19 protein-coding genes are annotated in these 21754 nt (G+C 58.0%); 9 read left to right on the top strand and 10 right to left on the bottom strand.

The features are described from left to right. Positions 1–128 precede the first annotated feature (128 nt). Complete coding sequence (locus ABJM11_RS00430; RefSeq protein WP_348296605.1) at positions 129–1415, bottom strand: MFS transporter; 1287 nt, start codon at positions 1413–1415, stop codon at positions 129–131. A 306-nt stretch (positions 1416–1721) separates the two neighbouring features. Here ABJM11_RS00430 and ABJM11_RS00425 point away from each other — a divergent pair, with 306 nt between their 5' ends. From ABJM11_RS00425 to ABJM11_RS00410, 4 genes are all read left to right on the top strand, one after another. Continuing rightward, complete coding sequence (locus ABJM11_RS00425; protein WP_348296604.1) at positions 1722–2627, top strand: WYL domain-containing protein; 906 nt, start codon at positions 1722–1724, stop codon at positions 2625–2627. Between the two features lie 9 nt (positions 2628–2636). Further along, positions 2637–4406: an ExeM/NucH family extracellular endonuclease gene (locus ABJM11_RS00420; protein ID WP_348296603.1), complete on the top strand. Its 1770-nt coding sequence runs from the start codon at positions 2637–2639 to the stop codon at positions 4404–4406. Positions 4407–4547: 141 nt separating this feature from the next. Then, positions 4548–5435, top strand: a complete 888-nt coding sequence (locus tag ABJM11_RS00415) for an alpha/beta fold hydrolase (RefSeq protein ID WP_348296602.1) — start codon at positions 4548–4550, stop codon at positions 5433–5435. A 139-nt stretch (positions 5436–5574) separates the two neighbouring features. After that, the gene (locus ABJM11_RS00410; RefSeq protein WP_348296599.1) at positions 5575–6648 is read left to right on the top strand and encodes an AraC family transcriptional regulator; all 1074 of its coding nucleotides are present in this window, start codon (positions 5575–5577) and stop codon (positions 6646–6648) included. 5 nt (positions 6649–6653) lie between these two features. On the opposite strand, the gene queE is transcribed toward ABJM11_RS00410, so the two are convergent. Together queE and queC are read right to left on the bottom strand one after the other, a co-directional pair. Continuing rightward, positions 6654–7310: a 7-carboxy-7-deazaguanine synthase gene (gene queE, locus ABJM11_RS00405; RefSeq protein WP_348296598.1), complete on the bottom strand. Its 657-nt coding sequence runs from the start codon at positions 7308–7310 to the stop codon at positions 6654–6656. Continuing rightward, a complete protein-coding gene (gene queC, locus ABJM11_RS00400) occupies positions 7310–7975 on the bottom strand; it encodes a 7-cyano-7-deazaguanine synthase QueC (RefSeq protein ID WP_348296597.1) in 666 nt (221 codons plus the stop codon). Before queC ends, queE begins: the two co-directional genes overlap by 1 nt. A 160-nt stretch (positions 7976–8135) precedes the next feature. Between queC and ABJM11_RS00395 the strand changes: the two genes are divergently transcribed. Beyond that, positions 8136–8648: a hypothetical protein gene (locus tag ABJM11_RS00395; RefSeq protein WP_348296596.1), complete on the top strand. Its 513-nt coding sequence runs from the start codon at positions 8136–8138 to the stop codon at positions 8646–8648. Here the strand turns inward: ABJM11_RS00395 and ABJM11_RS00390 are convergent. Further along, positions 8637–8876: a hypothetical protein gene (locus ABJM11_RS00390; RefSeq protein WP_348296595.1), complete on the bottom strand. Its 240-nt coding sequence runs from the start codon at positions 8874–8876 to the stop codon at positions 8637–8639. The genes ABJM11_RS00395 and ABJM11_RS00390 overlap by 12 nt on opposite strands. 627 nt (positions 8877–9503) lie before the next feature. Between ABJM11_RS00390 and ABJM11_RS00385 the strand changes: the two genes are divergently transcribed. Further along, positions 9504–9773 (top strand): hypothetical protein, encoded by a 270-nt coding sequence (locus ABJM11_RS00385; protein ID WP_348296594.1) that lies wholly within the window; start codon positions 9504–9506, stop codon positions 9771–9773. Between the two features lie 23 nt (positions 9774–9796). Here ABJM11_RS00385 and ABJM11_RS00380 read toward each other — a convergent pair whose 3' ends face one another. Genes ABJM11_RS00380 through ABJM11_RS00370 form a run of 3 tightly spaced genes read right to left on the bottom strand, consistent with a single transcriptional unit; the run spans position 9797 to position 14372 of the window. Continuing rightward, positions 9797–10210 (bottom strand): response regulator, encoded by a 414-nt coding sequence (locus ABJM11_RS00380; protein ID WP_348296593.1) that lies wholly within the window; start codon positions 10208–10210, stop codon positions 9797–9799. Positions 10211–10258: 48 nt separating this feature from the next. Then, complete coding sequence (locus ABJM11_RS00375; protein ID WP_348296592.1) at positions 10259–10810, bottom strand: hypothetical protein; 552 nt, start codon at positions 10808–10810, stop codon at positions 10259–10261. Between the two features lie 40 nt (positions 10811–10850). Further along, a complete protein-coding gene (locus ABJM11_RS00370; RefSeq protein ID WP_348296591.1) occupies positions 10851–14372 on the bottom strand; it encodes a response regulator in 3522 nt (1173 codons plus the stop codon). Positions 14373–14509: 137 nt separating this feature from the next. On the opposite strand from ABJM11_RS00370, the gene ABJM11_RS00365 reads away from it, so the two are divergent. Beyond that, positions 14510–15520, top strand: a complete 1011-nt coding sequence (locus tag ABJM11_RS00365; protein ID WP_348296590.1) for a hypothetical protein — start codon at positions 14510–14512, stop codon at positions 15518–15520. Here the strand turns inward: ABJM11_RS00365 and ABJM11_RS00360 are convergent. Continuing rightward, positions 15514–15768, bottom strand: coding sequence for a hypothetical protein (locus tag ABJM11_RS00360; protein WP_348296589.1), 255 nt, complete (start codon positions 15766–15768; stop codon positions 15514–15516). The two genes, ABJM11_RS00365 and ABJM11_RS00360, sit on opposite strands and share 7 nt — an antisense overlap. 333 nt (positions 15769–16101) lie before the next feature. On the opposite strand from ABJM11_RS00360, the gene ABJM11_RS00355 reads away from it, so the two are divergent. After that, positions 16102–16446 (top strand): hypothetical protein, encoded by a 345-nt coding sequence (locus ABJM11_RS00355; RefSeq protein ID WP_348296588.1) that lies wholly within the window; start codon positions 16102–16104, stop codon positions 16444–16446. Between the two features lie 6 nt (positions 16447–16452). Here the strand turns inward: ABJM11_RS00355 and ABJM11_RS00350 are convergent, their stop codons facing one another. Beyond that, positions 16453–17739: a serine hydrolase domain-containing protein gene (locus tag ABJM11_RS00350; RefSeq protein ID WP_348296587.1), complete on the bottom strand. Its 1287-nt coding sequence runs from the start codon at positions 17737–17739 to the stop codon at positions 16453–16455. A gap of 27 nt (positions 17740–17766) precedes the next feature. Then, complete coding sequence (locus ABJM11_RS00345; RefSeq protein ID WP_348296586.1) at positions 17767–19341, bottom strand: diguanylate cyclase; 1575 nt, start codon at positions 19339–19341, stop codon at positions 17767–17769. Between the two features lie 244 nt (positions 19342–19585). Here ABJM11_RS00345 and ABJM11_RS00340 point away from each other — a divergent pair, with 244 nt between their 5' ends. Next, on the top strand, positions 19586–21742 hold the full coding sequence (locus ABJM11_RS00340; RefSeq protein ID WP_348296585.1) for an EAL domain-containing protein: 2157 nt from the start codon (positions 19586–19588) through the stop codon (positions 21740–21742). Positions 21743–21754: the final 12 nt, after the last annotated feature.

The following is a 21754-nucleotide window of genomic DNA, read 5'->3' as shown; positions in this document are numbered from 1 at the left end:
AATTATAAATAATGCAACTACTGAACAATGCAGTGATGAATAGCGTCACCAATAGTAAGCTAACCATTGACATAAAAACAGATACGCATGTCAAAACAGAATGGGGGAAAACCGAAAGATTCCGATAATCACCCGGTCTGGCGCAGTTCGTCTTCCTGCATCTCAACCACTTCCGGAGACTCCTGGAACTGCTCGTTCCGCGGATCCATTTCCGTCAATACCGCGGAGGTCTCAGGCATGGCAGGAATAAAGTGCTCCTGCTCCGCTACCGGAACATCGTCGGTATGGGTAATGCGATAACTGGTAATCACTGCCAGCACCGCCAGGAATCCGGCATTGCCGAAGAACAGGCCCTGGGGGCCGAAGACCGCAACCAGCTCCGCCATGACCACCGGGCCGATAACACTCCCCACACCGTAGCTGAGCAGCAACGTTGCGCTGGCAGATACAATACGGTTGCTTTCCATGCGGTCATTGGTGATAGCCACGGCAATCGGGTATAGCGTGGCCGACAGGCCAGTGAACAACCCCACCATCAGGGTCAACAGCCACATCCTCTCGGCACCGAACACCGCCACCGTTACCGCCGACAGACCCGCCGTTACAGCCACCCAGAACATCACCCGGCGGCGATCAAAGCGGTCGCACACCAGCCCCAGCGGCCAGGCCAGAATCATCGCAGCAACAATGGCGCTGGCCATGAAGGTGGACACCCGGCTCACTTCCAGGCCAACCAGAGTGGCGTAGACCGGACCCAGCGCATAAAACGAACCAATCATCACGCCACAGATAAGCGCCCCGGAAACCCCGGTAAAGGACTCCCGCGCGAGTGTGAAGAATGACAGGCGCTCGTGTTGCTCGATCACGGGCGCATCCATGCGTGTCAGGGACAACGGCACAAGGGCCAGAGTCAGCAGCACAGCGGCGAGTGAGAACGGAATGAACGAGGCCGGCTCACCCACGTTGATCAGCAGCTGGCCACCGGCCGCGGAAAGATAGAAAACGATCTGGTAGACCGCAAACAGCGCGCCACGGTTGGCGTTGGTTGCACGGCTGCTGAACCAGCTTTCAATGACCACCAGTACGCCGGCCACACTGAAACCGGAAAGCGCACGCAACAGGGCCCAGAACAATTCCGATACCGCCATGGGATACATCAGCGCGCAGACCGCCGCCATCGCTGCAAACACCGCAAATGCGCGAATATGCCCCACGCGGCCAATAATGTGGTGAACGTAAAGGGTACCCAGCACAAAACCGATGGAATAACACACCAGAATCCAGCCGATAATGTCAGGGGAGACCGCCTCGATGCTCAGACGGACACCCAGCAGGGTCATTAAAAATGCGTTGCCGCTGACCAGCAGGACTATACTGAGAATAAGGGCTGAAAGTGAGGTGACCATGCGGGTCATCAGACGGGCTCCGGCGTATTGGGCAGAAATGGAAACCAAGAGGTGTGTGAAAAATAGCAGCAACGCCGGAACATTGCCGAGCGCGAATTAAAACAGGGCGTCGCAAAAGACTCCACTAGGCATTTGCCGAAATTGTGATACGGCTTGTAGCGCCGTATTGACGCTATTTAACATTGTTTTACATTAAGGTGACGTAACACACTCAAGCGGCCCGAGGGGTTAACATGAGTCATGTATCGTTACTGGCCAATTTAAACCACGAGTCTCGCAACTCATGCAATCCACACCAACCATGAGCGCCTGGGTATGAAAAAAACGGACTGGCCCATTCGGTGGGATCTGTTGCTTCGCTACCGGCTGATTGAAATCATCGCCCTGTGGGAAGGACGGCTCACCACCAACCACATCTGCCACAGTTTCGGCATAGGGCGTCAGCAGGCTTCCAAGGATATCAACACCTACCTGCGGGAACTGGCGCCGGATAATCTGGTTTATGATCGCCACCTGAAGGGTTACGTTCCTTCGCCCAACTTCCGGCCGGTGGTCACGACCGGACATGCCAGCGAATATCAGGATCTGCTGGCACGACAGGAAAGCCTCAGTGATACCTTCGAATCGCTGAATATAAGCTTTCCGGACAGCACCATTGTTCGGGGCCCGCAACGCGTTATCAAACCGGAAGTCATGCGGGCGGCGGTGGCTGCCACCCGTCACGGGCGGGTAATGAAGGCAGAGTATGCTTCACTCAGCCCTGCGGGTGTATCGCAGCGCACACTGGAGCCCCACACCCTGGTCTGTGTTGGCCATAGCTGGCACCTTCGAGCCTGGTGCGACTCCAATCGGGAATTCCGTGATTTTGCCCTCAGCCGCTTCCGTGGCAAGCCGGAAACCATTCGCCAGCGCAGCCGGCACACCAGCCATCAGGACGATGACTGGAATCGCCGTATTTCCCTGGTGATGGTTCCGGACAGTCGGTTGACCAAGGCACAGCAGGAAATCATTGCTGCCGATTATGGCATGAGCAATAACTACCTGGAGTTGACCACCCGGGCCGCTCTGGCTCCGTATATGTTGTCACGCTTCGGGCTGAGTGCCGACAGCCGTCACCCCGACCCGATGGTGCAGCAGCTGGAGCTGGCCAATGAGGAGCAGCTCGGCATTGCCGAGTCCGCCCGTGAGCGGGCTATTAAAGCGGTGGCGGGGCTCTGCTAGACTGCGCGGGTGATTACACTTCGCGCTTTCACCCAGAGGCTCACGACCACTGCCCTGCTGTTATGGCTGCCCACCGCTGCCACAGCTGGGGAGTGCGGCGCTTCAGCTACACAAATCTCCCGGATTCAGGGCGAGAATGGCCGCTCCCCCCTTGCTGGCCAGACAGTTACTGTGGAAGGCGTAATCACCATGGATGCCCGCCACAAGGGTGGCTTCCGGGGGTTTTACCTGCAGCAGGCCGATGGCGAAACCGACGGCAACCCGAAAACCTCTGAAGCTTTATTTGTCTACACCGGTCGCTCTGCAGGCAGCAAAGGGCAGAGGGTTCGGGTATCCGGACGGGTTAAAGAATTCCACGAGCTGACCGAGCTTACGGATGTTGACACCCTCACGGTTTGCGGTATCAGCCGTCTTCCAGAACCGGTTTCGGTAACACTGCCCTGGCCAGGGAACCGGCAGCCAGAACATCTTGAGAACATGCTGGTGACCATAGCGGACAACCTGACCGTGATTGATCACTACAACCTTGCCCGCTACGGCGAGCTGACTCTGGCCGCCGGTAACCAGATCATCCCGACGGAATTCATGGAGCCCGGGCCAGCTGCCGACGCGCTTTTCCGCTCCCAGCAGGAAAACCGAGTGCTACTCGATGATGGCAAGGGAGTACGGAACCCCCGGCCAGTACCCTGGCCGCCAGGGAACCTCTCGGCAGGCAATACCGTTCGGGCGGGTGATCACATAACCCGGCTGACGGGAATCCTGGACTTCCGGTTCGACGCCTGGCGGGTGCAACCGCTGTCGCCGCCGGTATTCCAGCGTGCAAACCCCCGACCTGATCCGCCAGCACGTCCGGACTCATCAACACTCAGGGTGATGACTCTTAACCTGGGAAACCTCTTTAATGGCGATGGGCGGGGTGGCGGTTTCCCGGCCCCACGGGGAGCGAAATCCGGCAAGCAGTTCGAACGGCAACTGGCCAGGCTGGTAACCACACTGAGCGCTCCGGGCCCTGACATCATCGCAGTAACAGAGGTGGAAAACGACGGCTATGGTCGCCATAGCGCGATAGCAGAACTGACCGGCGCCCTGGGGGAACACTGGCGCTACGTGAAAGCGGACAGCAACACCGGCAACGATGCCATCCGCACCGACCTGCTGTATCGCAGTGACCGGGTAACCGCTCAGGGTAGTGCCAGCCGCCTGGCAGCGGGGCCTTTCCGTCACAGGGGCAGACCTCCGGTTGCACAGGTGTTCCACCCCAAAGGCAGCAACCGTGCCTTGAGAGTTGTCGTGACCCACCTGAAATCCAAGGCCTGTCGCGGTGCTGAAGGCCCCGACCGCGACCAGAACGATGGTCAGGGCTGCTACAGCCATAGCCGTGAGCAGGCCACCCGCGCCATCCTCCGCTGGACTGACTCACTGCCACAAACCGGGAACCTGGTGGGCACGCTGATTACCGGTGACATGAACAGCTATGCCCGGGAAACGCCACTGCAGCTGATGGCACGGGCGGGTTACATCAATGCCGTGCGCCGGCTTCATGCCTGCAATCGCATTAACTGCGACCACACCAGCTATCGCTACCGGGGTCGCAGCGGCACACTGGATTACAGCCTGGTGTCGGAAGCGCTGGCCGGGTACCTGGTTGGCGCCTCCACCTGGTCAGTCAATACTGACGAACCTCGGGCGCTGGACTACCAGGGCCCGGTGCCGGTCGATGGAGACCAGCCCTGGCGCTCATCAGATCATGACCCCGTCATTACCGACTTTTCACTCTGATCCTTCTCACCCTGCCCCTCACTTCCGTTCTCACCTGACCCCCGACCTTGCCCCTTTGCCGCAGTCACAGGGCAGACAGGCCAAAGCCCGGCACCGGATAATCGGTACACTGGATGGATCGAAACAGAGCGGATGCACCCTGTGAAAATACCCACTCCCAATTTATGGCCAGCTGCCAGAACCGGCCAGCGCTGGCTGGTTCAGGCAAAACGGCGGGAAGCTGTGATCGACGGACACCGAATGGTGTATCTGGAAAAGGGAACCCAGGCCCCCGGCCGGCCCACTGTACTTTTACTCCATGGCTTCGCCGCCATGAAAGAAAACTGGGCACTCTGGCTGCAACGGCTTCCCGGGCACTGGCACATACTGGTCCCCGACCTGCCGGGCTTCGGGGAGAGTGAATATCACCCCACTGCCCGTTACCGCTACGAAGACCAGGCCCTGAGACTGAAAGACTGGCTGGCCTCCCTGCCTGCCGGTGAGGTTCACATTGCGGGCAGCTCCATGGGCGGCGCTATCGCCGCTGTCCTCGCCCATAAAATGTCGCCAGCGTCCCTGACCCTGCTTAATAGCGCCGGCATTCCTGAGCACCCGGACGTGGATATCAACGCGCCATTCGAGTCAGACCGCGATCAATTGTTGATTCCCCACGACTGGGCCGGGGTCTACCGCATGTTCAACAGCGTGGGTAACGGCAAACCCTCGGCCATGGGTGTGGCCATGACCGGACTTCTGGGCCCCGACCTGCTGAACCGTACCGATGCCCTGCAACATATCTTCGCCGACATGCTGGCTGACGCACTGGCGCCGGCCCGGTATCTGGGGCCGGAGACGCCCCCGTTGCAGGTGCAATGGGGCGACCGTGATGTGATTACCCCGACCCGCTGCGTTGACTGGTTCCGTTACGCTACCCCCGAGGCCGATATACGGCTGTTCCGCAATGTGGGGCACCTTCCTATGCTGGAAAGCCCCGGAGCCTCGGCCCGCGCACTGGCCGGTTTTGTTGAGCGTCACTCCGGGCACCACTGACCCGGCACTGGCCATTAATTGGCCTACATATCCCGTTGACCCGTCAGCGGAGTCATGGGGTGCGGGGGCGGATCGGTTCATAATCAGGCAAGAAGTTTCATCCCTGACATAACAACAACAGGAAACGTGAGGAAACCCCATGCGCGCCTCAGTATCGACAACTCAGGATCTGGGCATGCCGGCCATCTACCTGCACTTGCTGGCAGAGTTGTTACGAACCATCGGCGTTGATGAAAAAGCGCTGCTCAAACGTGTCGGTCTTGACCCGGTGCGGCTGAAATCCACGGATCTGCGGGTAAGCCAGTCCCAGGCCAGTGAATTTGTGACCCGGGCCATCATAGAAAGTGGCGAGCCCGGCCTCGGAATAATGCTGGCGCGGGAACTGCGGCTTCCACTGCATGGTGCCCTGGGAACGGCCGTCATGAGCAGCCGGACCCTGGAAGAAGCCCTTGAACTGATGACCCGCTACCTGACCCTTCGGGCACCACACCTCCAGGTCAGTCGTCGCCAACGGGACGATCAGGCGGTATTCAGCATCTTCTGTGACATCGACCTTGGCCCCCTCCAGGGCTTTATCATGGACGCCATGCTGTTCGGGTGCGCGTCCATGGGTGCCCAGTTGACGGGAGCCCCTGTGGCCGGATCTGCCATTCACCGCCGTGGCCCCGAGCCCGCCTATTTCTATCGCTTCCGTCAGCAGATTCCGGTACCGGTGGTCTACGGTGCCACCGAAGACGCCATAGTGATTCCCCGCCCGCAGCTGGCTCTGCCCATTCGTTTTACCGACGACCAGCTTGCGGCCTCATCAAAGGCAAAGTGTGAGGAGGCACTACGACTGCTCACCGAGGACGCGGGCTTCGCCTGCCGGGTACGACGGGTGATTGAAACCAGTCACCCTTTCCCGCCCAAACTGGCGCGGGTTGCTGCCACCCTGTTCGTCTCCGAACGCACCCTCAAGCGACGGCTGCAGGCGGAAGCGGCAAGCTTCCAGCCTCTGGTGGACCAGGTCAGGCTGGAACGGGCCGGCGAGCTGCTGGAAAAAACGTCGATGAATCTGAGCCAGATCGCCGATGCACTGGGTTACGCCGACGCTGCCAATTTCACCCGCGCTTTCAAGCGTTGGACCGGCCAAAGCCCCAGCCAGTACCGTCATCGGGAACCGTCGCCTGGCGGCACGCCGGCGAGCCGGAGCAATGTTCGGGCACTGGCCTGACTCGGTCAGTCGATGCCGATGATCTTGTGCATTTGCAGGGTCAGCCGCCACTGCGGATGGGCGAGGCAATAGTCGGTCGCCTTGCGGGTGTTGCTCTGTTTAACGGTATCTGGCTCGCCTGCCGCCAGCGTTGGGGAGGCCATGGGAGAGAGGAAATAATGGCTCGCCCGAATATCGGCAAAACGTTCAGGCATGGCCAACGGCTGGGGGTAGACCACTTTCAGCTCATCACACTGGCGCACCACCACCGGGGCATCCGCCTTGGGGCTGACACACAACCAGTCGATACCCACCGGAGCCGGTAGTGTGCCGTTGGTTTCAACGCCCACTTCAAATCCGGTGCGGTGGAACGCTTCGATGAGTGTTTCGTCGAGCTGCAACAGGGGTTCACCCCCGGTACAGACCACATAAGGCCGCCCAGGCGCATCCGGCCATAAGCTACGAATATGCGCAGCCAGCGCATCGGCGCTCTCGAACCGGCCACCGTTCTGGCCGTCGGTTCCGACAAAATCCGTATCGCAGAAATTGCACACCGCACTGGCCCGGTCCTTTTCCCGACCGGTCCAGAGGTTACACTTGCTGAAGCGACAGAACACCGCCGCTCTGCCGGCCTGGGCACCTTCCCCCTGCAGCGTGTAGAAGGCTTCTTTTACCCGATACATCAGCGAGCCACCTCATAAGGCAAAGGGTCTGAAAGACCGTTTTCGGCAAAGGCTTCCAGGCGCTCCACACAGGAGCCACACCGGCCACAGGCTTTTTCCCGGCCGTTATAACAGGTCCAGGTCTTGCTGTAGTCGAGCCCCAGCTTCACTCCCTCTGCAAGGATGGCCCCTTTGTCAGCCCCCATAAACGGCGCTTCAACACCCACCGGCTCATAGTTAGCCACTCGGCAGACCGCGTCCATTTTTTCCACGAACTCGGGCCGGCAGTCGGGATAGATGGCATGGTCGCCGCCGTGGGCACCATACCAGACGGCTGCCGCCCCGGCGGTTACCGCGTAGCCGGTCGCCAGTGATAGCAGGATCATATTGCGGTTGGGTACCACGGTGGCTTTCATGCTCTCTTCTTCGTAGTGCCCTTCGGGCACCGCCATATCCTCGGTCAACGCCGACCCGGCCATGACTTCGGCAAGAACCCGGATGTCGATCACCTTGTGGGGAATCGACAGTTCGGCGCATACACGCCGCGCGCATTCGAGTTCGCGAACATGGCGCTGGCCATAGTCGAACGACAGGGCATGAACGTTATACCCGCGTGCACGGGCAAGATGGAGCAGGGTGAATGAGTCCATTCCCCCCGAGTAAATCACAACAACGGTTTCTGTCATCAGGGAATCCGGTCCTGTCCCCGCGACCGGCAGGGACGTCTGAATATAAGTGGGCTAACATCCGTGGACATATTGTAACAGTGGAATGCCATCATGGGTTCGCGTCTGCGGGAGCGGGCGGTTAAACTCACGAAACGGCTCACCAACAAAATCCGACGGAATGACAACCGAACCCAGTCCAGCGTTTATTGACTTTGAGGCATCCAGTCTTGACCTGATCGCAAGTTACCCCATTGAGGTCGGTATATGCTTACCCGACGGCACACTGCACAGCTGGCTTATTCAACCCCATGTGCTTTGGCAGGACTGGTCGGAGAGCGCGGAAAGGATTCATGGCATAACCCGCCAGACCCTGGAAAGGGAGGGTACGCCGGTGTCCGAGGTGGCAGCCAACCTTAACAGTCTGCTTTCGGGACAGGTCTTCTGTGACGCCTGGACCTTCGACAGCTTCTGGCTTCATCGCCTCTTCCGTGCCGCCAATACCCGCGCGGAGTTCCAGCTCGAGTCCATTTCCATGCTACTGGATGCAGATCAGGTAAGGCTCTGGGCTTCCGCCCGCCAACAGGTCATCAGCCAACTGGGATTACCCGTACACCGGGCCGCCAATGATGCCCTGATACTGCACAAAACCTGGCAGGATATTCAGTTGCTCGCTTCCGGCTCAGTGCTTTGAGCGCGCAGTTCTCACCGCAATCACTTCCAGTCCGTCCCGCAGCGTGTTCAGCGTCCAGTAGGTGACCAGCGCCATCAGTGCCGCTCCAACGACAGTGAAAGAGAAATCATCGCCGACCATTCTGCTTTGGGCGAGGGCCATGTAGGCCAGCAATACCAGCAGCAGGACGACTTCTACAATGGCATGGGTCTGGAATCTGGCTTGTGCTGATCCGTTTTCTTCGGACATTTTCTTCGGTTTCAACCTCTGAATTGGTCTACAGGAAAGTTTGGTTAGTGTGCGAATTATCGCCCGGATAGTGCTGCAACGTCTGTACGAACTAGTGGCTACGGGGTTTCCACAATTAACCAGAACAAGCGGTTGAACGTCAGGAAGCCGATCAGGGAAGAGGACAAAAAAACGCAGCCCATCGGGCTGCGTATAAAGGAGAGATCCATTCAGTGCGCCACAAATGTGAGGTGGACACCTAGGGATTGCACAACGTAAAACACGTGACAGGACAAATTATGAGCAGTTTCCCGGGCCGCGTCTGTAGGGGTTTGCCGAAGCACCTTGCCTATTGCAAAGCCGTCGGCAAGCGATACACTGGTGTCAGTACCGAAGCAGAGATGTCCGGTAGATAGCACCGGCGAAGAGCCAGAAAATATGTCGAAGAATCAGGAATATTCAGTGATTGACGCCATCGCACGCCGTAATAACGGGATGTGTGCTCACACCATGGTGAAAACTATCTGACGGCTTTCGGTCCAGTCCCGGGAGCCATTGGAGCGACCGGGCGAGCTTCTCCGCAAAACCCCGGTTGCCCAAGGCCCCGGGGTTTTGTTTTTGCAGCCGCAAAACGACAAGGAGAAGATCATGAAGAAACATCCAACAAAAGCAGCAAACCAGCCGGCAAGCAGCCGCATTGGGCCGATCAGACGCCCCGAAAAGCTGCCGCTGCTGGATGCGATCTGCAAGAAGCTGAACCAGCGGGTTAATCTGGACGACGAACAGCGGGTGCTGGGAGTGTATGAGCGGGGCTGGATCTTCAAGGGCGTACTTGGCAACACCAATGATGCCGAAGCCCGTTACATCAGGGCACTCGCCACCCGTTATAATTCCTGGATTGCGCGGCAGGTTGCGTAACGTAAGGCCTCTTGGCTGCCCCCTCAGTGCTGGCGGTTCAGCCCCTGAAGCATGGCGGCATCGCCGCCATGCACCATTGCATAGTTACTGACCACGTCATAGATCTTTTCCTGGGAGTAGGGTTTTACCACGTAGCCGTTGGCACCGGCGCTGATGGCTTTCTGGATACTGTCAATGGAGTCATCCGCAGTCACCAGTACAATATGCTGGTTTTTCCTGGCCGCCTTGAACTCTTTCATGAGTTCATGACCATCACCATCGGGAAGTCCCAGATCCAGCAGCACGATATGAAACTCAGTGTCCCCGAAGGCTTCCCGGGCGCCGGCTATATCTTCTTTCTCGACCACCACCGTTGCGCCCGCTTTGTGCAACATCTCAACCAGCCTCTCCCTTATGACCGGTTCGTCTTCCACCACCAGTATTCTGAGTTCACTCATATACCCTGTCTCCTGATTCTGTGTAAAACCCGGGCACGGCCCTGTGCCTCAAAGGGGGTCACCACCGGTACGTCTTGGAATCGCCAGCGGCTCATGTTTTGTCGGCGGCGGCTCAGACTCCTGACCATGCTGTGGAGGCATGCCACCATTACCTGCGGCTTCCGGTGCGGACCGGGTGAGAATATTACTGATACTAACGGCCGTCGTGTAGAGGGAGATGGCAATGATCAGCAGAATGGGCTGAACAAAAGCCACAAAGCCGGGCACCTCACGGTTCCCGGTAATGCTGAGCATCAGGATGATAGCCGGCCCCAGAACCAGGAACAGCGTCAGCGCTATGAAGAAAACGATGCGCTCCTTGTAGCGACCAAGATCACGGTTCGTAACCAGTCCCAACACGAACTTGCCAATGGCCAGCCCCGCCAGTATCGCGGCTGCAATGCTCAGGTCTGGTCGCAGCAGCGTTTCGTAAAGCTGACCATCCCACAACCGTTGCATGCTGATGACCAGAAACGGAAACAGAACAAACAGGATATCGGCATAGGTGCCGTACATCATGCTCAATGAATACTGTTCATTTGGCAGCTGGTTCTGGCTCATTACTCGGGCTTCCTGTTGTGGGCGGTGGCGGCGCCGGTTTTCATGATTGTGTCTCCCGTGCCTGTAATGCCAGGTCGATCATGTCATTCAGTGTTTGCAGTTCACTGTGAACCCGGTCCCAATCCGGCTGTTCTGTCTTCATACAGACCTCCAGGATACCTGCCTGACGGGTCATTTCGGGGTAGCCCATGGCCCCGGCGGTACCCTTGATCTGGTGAGCCTCTGCCTGCAGGCGCTCACGATAGCGAGCACTCGCCGCCTCGGCCATCACCTCTTTTCTGTCACCAAGCCCGTCCAGAAAGCGCTCCACCAGATGGGCAATATCCGCATCACCGACAGCAGCGCTCTCGCCGTTATCCGCATCGGAAAGATAACGATTCAGCGCGGCCAGTAGATGGTCCCGGTCGATCGGCTTGTTCAGCACACCATCACACCCTGCCTCCAGCAGGGCCTCGTTCTCGGCCTGGTCACCGGCGGTAAAGGCGATGACCGGGCGCCGAAAGCCGGTCTGACGCAATAAACGGGTAGCCTCCACACCGTCCAGTCCCGGCATGTGACGATCCATCAGTACCAGTTGCACGGAGCCTGAAAGCGCTCTGCGAACCGCCTGATCACCACTGGCAACGGTAATGACCTCCAGCCCATGGGCGCGCAGCATTCGCTCTACCAGCCGGCAATTCTCCTCGTTATCCTCGGCCACCAGCACGGTACCGGAGTAGCGGCGGGCACCGCCCTCATCACTTTCCGGCCTTACGATCAGATAACGCGCCAATACTTCGTAGAACCGCTGTTTGTCGATCGGCTTGGCCAGGTGATCGTTACAGCCGGCCAGGCGATAGTCGGCAATATCCTCTGACATGACATTGGCGGTGAGGGCGATTACCGGGGTATTCAGGCCCGCCTCCCGGATGGCCGCCGTGGCATCGCGGCCATTCATCACCGGCATCTGGATGTCCATCAGGATCAGGTCGAACGACTCACGCAATGCCAGGTCCAGCGCTTCCGCGCCGTTATTGACATTCACCAGCTCTGCCCCTGTACGAGCAACCAGCAGTGATACCAGGCGGCGGTTCACATCATTGTCTTCTGCCAACAGAATCCGCCCGGATAACCGTGGCGCCAGCACCATCGGAAGACTGCGCCGACGCTGCGACAGTTCTGACCCATCTCTCAGAAAATGCACCCCCTCCAGCGGCCCGGTATCAATGGCAAGTTCAAACTCGCTGCCTTCGCCGTAGGTACTGGTCACCGAGATGCTGCCTCCCAGTAATTCCGCCAGCCGGCGGGAAATGCTCAGCCCCAGACCGGTGCCCCCGTATTGCCGGGCAATGGCCGCGCTGCCCTGGGCAAACGGATCAAACAACCGGCCCAACTGTTCCGGCTTCATTCCTATGCCGGTGTCCACAACCCTGGCAACCAGCCTTTGCTGCTGCCGATCACAACGAATATTCAGGGAAATAGAGCCTTTTTCCGTGAATTTGAGCGCATTTCCGCACAAATTGATAATGATCTGGCGAAAACGGGTCGGGTCTGTGGCGATCTGTTCGGGTAACGGGAATTCGCAGATCACATGAAATTCCAGTCCTTTTTCCCGGGCTCTCGGGCCGAAGAAGGCGCGGATTTCATCCAGCAACTCCGGCAGGTTTACCGATACGACATCCACATCCAGCTTGTTGGCGTCGATTTTTGAATGGTCCAGTATATCGTTGATCAGGTCCAACAGGTGCCGGCCGCTGCGGACGACGGTTTCCGCGCTGCTGTGTTTTTCCTTCTCGGTCAGGTCCGGGTCGAGCAGGGTTTCGCCATAGCCGATGATAGCCGCCAGCGGTGTGCGGATTTCATGGCTCATGTTCGCCAGGAACTGGCTTTTGGCCTCTGCCGAGTTACGGGCCAGTTCCTTCTCCAGGCGCTCCTGTTCCCGCTCACGCTCGATGCGCTGACGTTGATGCCGCTCGGTGGCATCAATGCAGGTGCCTTCAAGGTGCGCTGGCTCGCCCTCATTGTCATACACGGTATGCAGGGAAATAGTGGCCCAGCGCTCCTCTCCGGAGCGGGTATAATACCGTGCCTCAATGCCCTTGACGGTTCCCCGTGACTCCAGTTGCCCGATCACCCAGCGGCGCACACGCTCATCGGCAAAACAGGTCTCCAGCGCGTCCGGGTTCCGGTCAAGCAGCTCACGGCTGCTGTTGTATCCCATCAGACGTGCCATGGCGGGGTTTGCGGTGACGAAGCGCCGCTCCAGGGACATCTGGAACACCCCCTCAATGGCGTTATCAAACAGCGACTGGTAGCGACGCAGGTTGGCCAGCGCCCGCTGGCTCCAGCCCAGCGCTTCACCCTGAACCTGCTTGATGCGATCGGCCAGGGCAAATGAAAACAGGATGATCTGGGCGGTCAACCCGAACTGCGGGGCATAGGTAGTGAACATGTTCAGCGGCAGATAGCCCATGACAGTGAAGGCGTAGATCCCGAAACCCACCAGCGCCAGTGTCCAGGCAAAGAAGTAGGAACGTGCCGCCGGGTTGTAGTAGCGCCAGGACAGATAGCTGACCACGATCAGAATCACGCTGAGCAGAATCGACGCCAGTACGATCCACTCCATCGCCGTGTGATAGGGCAGGAACAGAGACAGTACAAAGGTCGCGACAATGGAGTACAGGCAAAGCTGGATAACCTTGTCCAGATCGACCGATCGCTCCCGTGTTTCCAGCAGCGAGCGGGCCATCAGCAGGCCCCAGAACCAGGTCATGATGATCTGGTAGTGCAGGTACTCCTTGTTCAGCAGAGCGGGACGTTCTTCGAGGAGCTGAATGCCATGCACCTGCTCGGTGGCGATAAACACTGTGGCGGACACCAGATAGAGCACATAGTAAATGTTGCTGCGCTCCCGCACGGAGACCGCCACAAACAGGTTATAGGCCAGAATGGCCAGTATGCTGCCCAGCAGAATGCCGCGCACGGCCTCGTCCACGGATACCTTCTCGATGTAGGCGTCCGGATGCCAGAGAGTAATTGGCAGGCGAAAGGTGTTGGTGTTGGTGATGCGCAGGTAGATGCGTGTGGAGGTGCCCGGTTCCAGGGTCAGCCTGAACGTGGGGTTGGGCACGGCCAGGTCTCGCCCCGACCAGTCGCCTTCGTAGCCCGCCCGACGCTGCTCCACCAGAGCACCATCCTGCACCACGTAGAGCACCACCTCATCCACCAGTGGCAATGCCAGCTCCAGTATCCAGTCAGTCAGGGCCGCACCGGCACCCACCTGCAGGTCAAACCGGGCCCAGTAGGCGGACTCGGTATAACCGAAGTTCAACACGCCGCCTTCGTGGCGGGTGAAAGGGCCGGCCTTACCGTCCAGGATGTCGTTAAAACCCAGGGTGTGTTCAGGGTCTTCCAGATACCAGACACAACTACCCAGATCCCGCACGCTGGAAGTGGCGTCGTTGAGCCGGATTTCACCGTCCTGGCAACGTTCCTGCGCCACGGCTGAAGCTGGAATGACCACAGCCAGCACCGCAAGGACCAGACCCCTGAGCCATCGGATGTGACATTCCCATTGCTGCAAAATGTGATCTCCGCGAGGGCAGATGCCTGTTTTTTGATTTATTGTCTGCTGTCATGCTCGGGCCGCCGGTTTCGGCGGCACCAACGCCCAACACTTTAGCGTTTTACTTGCGATTACGCATCTCGGGGTCACACGAAATGAGACATTCCTGCTTTTTCGCCGCCGTTTCGTTGCTTGCTGTGCTTCTGGCCGGCTGCGGGCCGGACTCGTCTTCCGACAGCAATTTCCGCAATCCGGCTGAGAGTGTTTCACTGTCTTTCGAAAGTTTTGAACTCAGCAATGAAGAGGGGCTGCCGGAGGTGCTGCCACAAACCATTTTCTATGATTTTTATCGCGGGCTCGAACCGGCTGACGGCGAAGATGATCAGGGTGTCGCCGCCCAGTTGCGTGAACGCCTGGACCTGCTCATGGGCCTGACGCCCACTGACGACCGCTCCAGTTACACCAGCGCACGCAATCCGCTGGACTTCCTGCACCATGTGATTGCGTCCAACCAGGTCGACAATTTCAACCAGGGCCGTCGGCTGATGCGTGACAGCATTACCGAGGGCGAAGGGGCGAGGTACAACACCCCCGACAAGGATGCGCTGATTCGCTTTACGGAAATCGGCAACAACAACGGCGAAGAGCCCGGTGCGGATGAACGCTGGGTCTATACACTGCTGGACTGGACCAGCAACCCGCAAATGAACAAGGTTTTCCGGGCGGCCCAGTTTATCGCCAGGGAGCCGGATGCCGAAGACAGCAATCCGCCGGAAGTCCGTAGCGCGATATGGAGCGGGCGTTTTGATGGCCCGGAGTTCGATATGAGTGGTTACAACGAAGTGGAGTTTTCCTCCACCAGCCTGACTGGGCGTGAATTCGGAAATGCAGAACTCAGGCAGGAGTTTATCGGAAACAAGAGTGACACGCTGTCGCTGACGCAAACATCGGGTATTACCATCGCGGGTGAGACCCCCGATTGCATCCGGGTGGACATTGACTACGTCGACGCTGACGTACGGGTGTTTACATCAACAGGGGAGCCGCCCAATAACGAGAACGAGGACACCGGCACAAGCTCGCCCAACCCGGCCCATTGCGGCAACCAGCAAAATGACGAGGAAGCCGTCTTCTATGAGTCGGTGGTCATTGAACAGCGTCAGTAGTTGGCGCCGCCCTGCATGTTCCAGTTCCGCAGGAAGCCCTTCTTGCGGTCAATCATCCGCTCGTACGTGGAAATCATGATGGCTGCGTGGGGGGCTTTGGTCAGCCGCAGGGTTTCGATGCGGCGTTCCAGACGCTCTACTTCCGTGCTGATCTGCTGGTGCACGTGGGAGCGGACGCTGTCGTGGTGATCAAGCTTGACCGGGCGTGGCTGCTCTGGCCGGGCCTCAGGCTGCGTTTGTTTGTCCATGATCTTCCTCTTCCAATGAGTATCCTGATCAATACGCCGAAACCTGTCATTTCGCCCATTATTGTATGGTGTGGCTCTGCGGCCGGAGCAAAATAACCATTCATCCTTTTGTTTCGCTGAGCTTTTGGCAGCTCTCTCCGTCACTGTAGCAGGCTTTCGCCACTGTATGTGATCTGATGCAATACTGCACAACTGTCAGACAAACTTCAATAAAAATGAATAGAGTTTCATATATTTTGTCTGTGCGGCAAAGCCACCTCTGGAAACACACGCAAAAACCCCTGCTATAGTTCCATTCAATGTATGTAGCATTCAGGGACCAGGAACATTCTTATGAGCCAGACATCCGTCGCCGATACATTGCGGGAATACCTTTCCCTGCTGGAACTGCTTGATGACGCCTACTGGGAAGCCAGCTCCATTCACCACAAGGATATGCTTTACGACATTATCAGCATCTTCAGCCAGGAAGTGGCGGAGATGAACAAGCTCAGTGTCATGGATCATCACTATCCCTACGAAGTCATCACAGAAGGTATACGGCGGGTGGTGCCGAAGCTGGAGCGGCTGGATGAAAGCCGGGAAGATGTCATTCAGCGAACCCAGACACTGACCGATTTCCGGGACATTCTGTCGTCAGTGCTGGGCATTCTCGAGGCGCAACTGGCCACCATGTGACGCCAGTCAGGCCGCCACCAGCGGCCGCTGGCTCTCGGGAATCAACGGGAAACGGTCGCACACCGTGTAGATGAAACGCGCCAGTGCGGGAATGTGGTGGCCAACAATCGGTATGCCGGTGTTGAGCAGGCTGACCGAGATGTCCCGGCCCGCATCGGCCCAGCAAAGTTTATTGATCAGCCCCACATGACCAAAGGCATAACGGCTGTTCTGGCCCCATAACCCCAGGGGGTTGCCGCCGAGCATCATGCCGGCGCTGAAGCGCATGGGGATCATCATGGTGCGATCAATCTGCAGTGAACCAAACTGCTGAATAGATCGCCTGACCGTCATTTCGCTGCAGATGCGCTTGCCATTCCATACTCCGCCATTGAGCATCATCTGGAAAAAACGACACATTTCTTCTGCCGTTCCGCACAGGTTGCCCGCCGGAATCACCGCCTCCTGGAAACGCGGGTCATTCACCACCCGCTCCACGGTACGGATGTCGCCTCCGAGGGCACGGTTAACAATCCACGACACCGGGAAGCGCGGCGTTGGGCCGGTGGCGTAATTGCTGGCCAGTTCCGTGACATGCTCCGGGGCAATGCCGTAAGTAAACCAGCGCATGCCCATGGGTTTGCGAATGTAACGGTCGATAAACGCTTCAATGGTGTCGCCAGTGACTTTTTCCAGCACCCGCTGCAACACGAAACCACCAGTAATGGCATGGTAGGCCACCTTGGCACCATCGACTTCCACCGGTTTGGCGTCGCACAACAATCGCCAGATTTCATCCCTGTTCCAGAGCACATCAATGGGCGTTTCCCGGGGAATCGCCGGAATACCGCCACGGTGGGAAAGAATCTGGTGAACGGTAATGGTGCGTTTGCCACCGCCCGCAAATTCCGGGCAGTAATAGGACACCGGGTCCATCAGGTTGACCAGCCCCTTTTCCGCCAGGATATGCATCAGCAGGGCGGTAACGGCCTTGGAGGCGGAAAAATAGCAAATGGGGGTATCGGTGGTCATGGGAACTTTAATTGCATTTGGGCCGTCGCCCGGACCATTACCCGTGGCATGGCCAATAGCGCGATGCAGAATCTGCTCACCCCGATGTCGGACAGACAGTTGCAGTCCGGGATGGACGCCGGTGCGGTAAAGCCTCTCGACACTGCGCCAGATGTCTTCGATGACCTCCGGGTTCACACCCGCCCGCTCCGGCCTCTCGCCATCCACATCCCGGCAGGTAACAGAGTCCAGATCATCGGGAACGGCACAGGTATGAAGCGCACGGCGGGTAATTCGGTTCATCGCTTGACCTTTTTTGTTGGTGTTTGTTCAGGAATTATGGGCTTCTTCGGGAAGGGGCGCCACAACCACCCGGTTGCGACCACTCGATTTGGCCCGATACATCGCTTTGTCAGCCGCTGCACAGAGCGTACGGAAGTCTGCGCCATTGTCCGGAAACACCGACACGCCAATACTGATGGTCAGCCGTACACTTTTACCGTCCCCCAGCGGTTGAGGCGTTTGACTGATCAGGTTGCGCAGGCGTTCGGCGGTTTCCCGGGCCTCAAAGCAATCCATCTCCGGCAGCACAATAACAAACTCTTCTCCCCCGAAGCGGCCAATCACATCCACACTGCGCACACTGTCTGCCAATAGCTTGCTGGTCGACTTCAGTACCGAATCCCCGGCCGCATGGCCGTAGTCATCGTTGATGTCCTTGAAATGGTCAAAATCAATCCACAACAGTGAAAGAGCACGGCCATAGCGATTGGCCCGAACTATTTCCTCTTCCAGCAAGCGGGTCATCTCTCGGCGATTGAACAGGCCGGTAAGCGGGTCGCGGGTGGCCAGCTCGGACAACTCATCTTCCAGTGCCTTACGGTCGGATATATCCAGGATTATGCCTTCGAGCACCAGATCTCCGTTGTCCTCTACGGCTCGGCCCCGCTCCCAGACCCATATACGCTGACCGTCCTTGCGGACGATGGCATACTCAAGCGAATAGGGTTCGGCATTACCAATGGCTGACTCGACTGCTCTGAGATTACTTTCATCGTCGTCATCAGCGATCAGCTCGGCAAAACTGACCCGCTTGTTGTTCATCAGCTCATCCGGCTCGTAGCCAGTCAATTCCCGACATCCGCTGGACACGAACACCATGGTCCAGTGCTCATCGTAACGACAGCGGTAAGCCATGCCAGGCAGGTTGTCCATAAGCGTCGATAACTGGCGCTCACGCTGCCGAATGCTGGTTTGTGCCTCGCTTATATCGGTAATGTCCTGGCCGATAGCAATAGTACCGACGATTTCGCCCTCATCATTCTGGAGACTGCGGGAATTCCAGGAGATCAGTCTCCGTTTGCCCCCTCGGGTGGTGATACGGGTCTCGTAACCGACCACTTCGCCGTCATCCCGAAGAATTTCCTCGGCGCGGGCACGGATTCTTGTGCGCTCATGCTCGTCCGGGTAGAGCCATGGCCAGATTTGATCCGAGCCCAGTACCTCCTCCCGCCGATAACCACTGATTTCCTCAGCTGCCTTGTTCCAGAGCACGACCCGCCCCATCGGATCGAACACATTGATCCAGACATTCGCCCGCTCAATCACGCTTTCACGAAACTGATTCAGATTTCGTATTTCCTCGCGCTGGTGGTGATGCAGGGACAACAGGGTCCGGTCGCTACTGAACTGCCGCATCAAAGCCAGAAACAGCACCAGTGCCGTCACCAGAACAAACAGGATTCCCTTGTAGGTCTGCACGCGACTCAGCGCTTCAGGGTCCGGAAACCACTGTTGCGCCACATAATCGGAAAAGGTTATCCATAACCCTCCCGCCAGCAGGTAGAGGCTCACTACCCACAAGGAGCGGCGCAGTGGCGCATGGCGGCCTTCAAGTTTGTCCATTCAGACCCTTTCTCCGTAGGCCAATAGTGCCCCGATAGCGCACCCATCGAAGGAACACAAAGTATGACGGTATGCCTTGAAGTTAGTCACTGAGCACCGGGGCGTCGAGAGCCATTTGCAATTGATTACGTTCGCGCAACGAAGCGGAACAGTGAGAGGATGCTATTTGTGGTTATCTGACCTAGTGTAGGGGTAGACGGGACATCCCGTCAGGTTCATCCGACACCAATCCGAGAGGTAAGCGGTGCCCGACCCGTATTCGCACGAATACAACGAACAGCATTACCGTTCGTTGTTCACTTATAACCCTGATCCGGTTTTCACGTTGAATCCCGCCGGGGAGTTTGTGCAGATTAACCAGGCGGGGTGCGATCTCATTGAGGCGGAAGAAGGCGAGATCCTTGGCAAGCACTACGAAATGCTGGTCGTGGAAGAAGACAGGGAGCGCACCCGCCGCCATTTCGAAGCAGCCCTGGCCGGTAACCATCAACGCTACGAAATCCGGATCAGGAACATGCAGGGCGAGATCCTGCAACTGGATATTCTCAATATTCCCATCATCGTGAATGGCCAGGTTACCGGTGTGCACGGGCAGGCAAGAGACCGCACCCGAGAGCGGCGGACCGAGGCCCGGCTGCGCATACTCGAGCGCAGCGTAGAGGCGTCCTCAAGTGGGGTGACCATAGCTGATGCCGGGGTGCCCGGATTCCCGCTGATTTATGTAAATCCGGCCTTTGAACGAATGACGGGCTACCGCGCTGATGACATGATTGGCTCAAATTGCAGCATTCTCCAGGGGCCAGACACCAGCCAGGCGGCTATCGCGAGCATTCGCTCAGGACTGGCCGCCATGCGCGAAGTCCACACGGCTTTGCTCAATTATCGCAAGGACGGCAGCAGTTTCTGGAACGATCTCTACATCGCTCCGGTTCGCAATGGCGCGGACGAAGTTACGCATTTCATCGGTATACAGACGGACATCAGCGATCGAGTCCGGCAGGAGGAGGTTCTGACCTACCAGGCCAGCCATGACTCCCTGACCGGACTACCCAACCGCATCTACCTGGAATCCCATCTGCAAGGCATATGTCGCCACGCCCAGGCCCGGAAACTGGCGCCCCATGCCCTGTTCATCGACCTGGACGGTTTCAAACCCATCAACGACAGCCTGGGGCACGCTTTCGGCGACGAAATACTGAGCCAGACGGCCAGGCGGATCGAGGCAGCCCTCCCTGCAGATTCCACTCTGGTAAGGTTCGGCGGTGACGAATTTGTCGCACTTGTCTCCGCTCCTGAGGAGCGCCAGACCATTAACCGGATTGCTGAGCTTATCCTCGAACAGTTCTCCCGGCCATTTCTGAACGAGGATGTCGAGATCACTCTCTCTGCAGCCATTGGCATTGCCACTGGCAATGGCGCGCTTGATAACTCCATGCTGTTAGTACAGCAATCCGACATGGCAATGTACGAAGCCAAAAAACTCGGCGGTAACACCTGGCAATGGTTCAACCAGACCCTGGACCGGCGTGTGCAGCACGAAGTCGCGCTGCGCCAGCAACTTCAGCAGGCGCTGGCCACCAACCAGTTCGAGCTTTTCTATCAGCCGCTGTTCAACAATGAGCTCGCCATTATCGGGGTCGAAGCCCTGATTCGCTGGAATCACCCGGACCGCGGCTACATCTCCCCTGCGGAGTACATACCGCTGGCGGAACGCACGGGCCAGATACTGCCTATCAGTGAGTGGGTCATGCAGGAGGCCTTTGCCAGGGCAGCGGAACTGGCTGACATGGGCGTACCCGCCATCTCCATCAACCTCTCGCCCCTGCAGTTCCATCGCCACAATCTGGTAGAACGGCTCGCACGGCTGAATGTCCACTACCAGTTGGCGCCAGGGCAGCTCTGTGTTGAAATCACCGAGAATGTGTTTCTCAACGACCCGAAGGACGTCATCCGGCAGTTGCGTGAAATCCGGGACCTGGGTATTGAAGTGGCGATCGACGACTTCGGCACCGGCTTCTCAAGTCTCAGTTACATGCGCGACATGCCCGTTAACAAGATCAAGATCGACCGTACCTTTGTTAATGGCATTACTTCCAACACCCGCGATGCGGCTATCACCCGCGGAACCCTGTCCATGGCCAGGGAACTGGAAATGAGCGTGGTGGCTGAAGGAGTGGAAACCGAAGAACAGTTCAGGTTATTACAGCAATACGGATGCACCGGCTACCAGGGCTTCTGGTATTCGCGTGCACTGCCACTGGCAGACCTTCGAACCTTTTCCGGCGCCCTGGTAACGACGGCCCCGGAGAACCAGTGCTGGCACCAGAGCCAGAAAAACCGGAGAGCCCTCGCAGACTGTCCGGTTTTTTCGGTTCAGGCAACCGGGTTCATCCCCGGCTGACCTGACTCTGGA

It is taken from the genome of Marinobacter sp. (assembly GCF_039977835.1).
In the GTDB taxonomy this organism is placed as follows: domain Bacteria; phylum Pseudomonadota; class Gammaproteobacteria; order Pseudomonadales; family Oleiphilaceae; genus Marinobacter.
The sequence above is the reverse complement of the archived record's forward strand: the minus strand, read 5'-3'. Positions and strand labels throughout refer to the sequence as shown.

Bases quoted from the DNA above. Each gene is read 5' to 3' on its own strand.
- ABJM11_RS00430 (WP_348296605.1), bottom strand. From the start codon at position 1,415: ATGACCCGCATGGTCACCTCACTTTCAGCCCTTATTCTCAGTATAGTC.
- ABJM11_RS00425 (WP_348296604.1), top strand. From the start codon at position 1,722: ATGAAAAAAACGGACTGGCCCATTCGGTGGGATCTGTTGCTTCGCTAC.
- ABJM11_RS00410 (WP_348296599.1), top strand. From the start codon at position 5,575: ATGCGCGCCTCAGTATCGACAACTCAGGATCTGGGCATGCCGGCCATC.
- queE (WP_348296598.1), bottom strand. From the start codon at position 7,310: ATGTATCGGGTAAAAGAAGCCTTCTACACGCTGCAGGGGGAAGGTGCC.
- queC (WP_348296597.1), bottom strand. From the start codon at position 7,975: ATGACAGAAACCGTTGTTGTGATTTACTCGGGGGGAATGGACTCATTC.
- ABJM11_RS00395 (WP_348296596.1), top strand. From the start codon at position 8,136: ATGACAACCGAACCCAGTCCAGCGTTTATTGACTTTGAGGCATCCAGT.
- ABJM11_RS00390 (WP_348296595.1), bottom strand. From the start codon at position 8,876: ATGTCCGAAGAAAACGGATCAGCACAAGCCAGATTCCAGACCCATGCC.
- ABJM11_RS00385 (WP_348296594.1), top strand. From the start codon at position 9,504: ATGAAGAAACATCCAACAAAAGCAGCAAACCAGCCGGCAAGCAGCCGC.
- ABJM11_RS00380 (WP_348296593.1), bottom strand. From the start codon at position 10,210: ATGAGTGAACTCAGAATACTGGTGGTGGAAGACGAACCGGTCATAAGG.
- ABJM11_RS00375 (WP_348296592.1), bottom strand. From the start codon at position 10,810: ATGAGCCAGAACCAGCTGCCAAATGAACAGTATTCATTGAGCATGATG.
- ABJM11_RS00365 (WP_348296590.1), top strand. From the start codon at position 14,510: ATGAGACATTCCTGCTTTTTCGCCGCCGTTTCGTTGCTTGCTGTGCTT.
- ABJM11_RS00360 (WP_348296589.1), bottom strand. From the start codon at position 15,768: ATGGACAAACAAACGCAGCCTGAGGCCCGGCCAGAGCAGCCACGCCCG.
- ABJM11_RS00355 (WP_348296588.1), top strand. From the start codon at position 16,102: ATGAGCCAGACATCCGTCGCCGATACATTGCGGGAATACCTTTCCCTG.
- ABJM11_RS00350 (WP_348296587.1), bottom strand. From the start codon at position 17,739: ATGAACCGAATTACCCGCCGTGCGCTTCATACCTGTGCCGTTCCCGAT.
- ABJM11_RS00345 (WP_348296586.1), bottom strand. From the start codon at position 19,341: ATGGACAAACTTGAAGGCCGCCATGCGCCACTGCGCCGCTCCTTGTGG.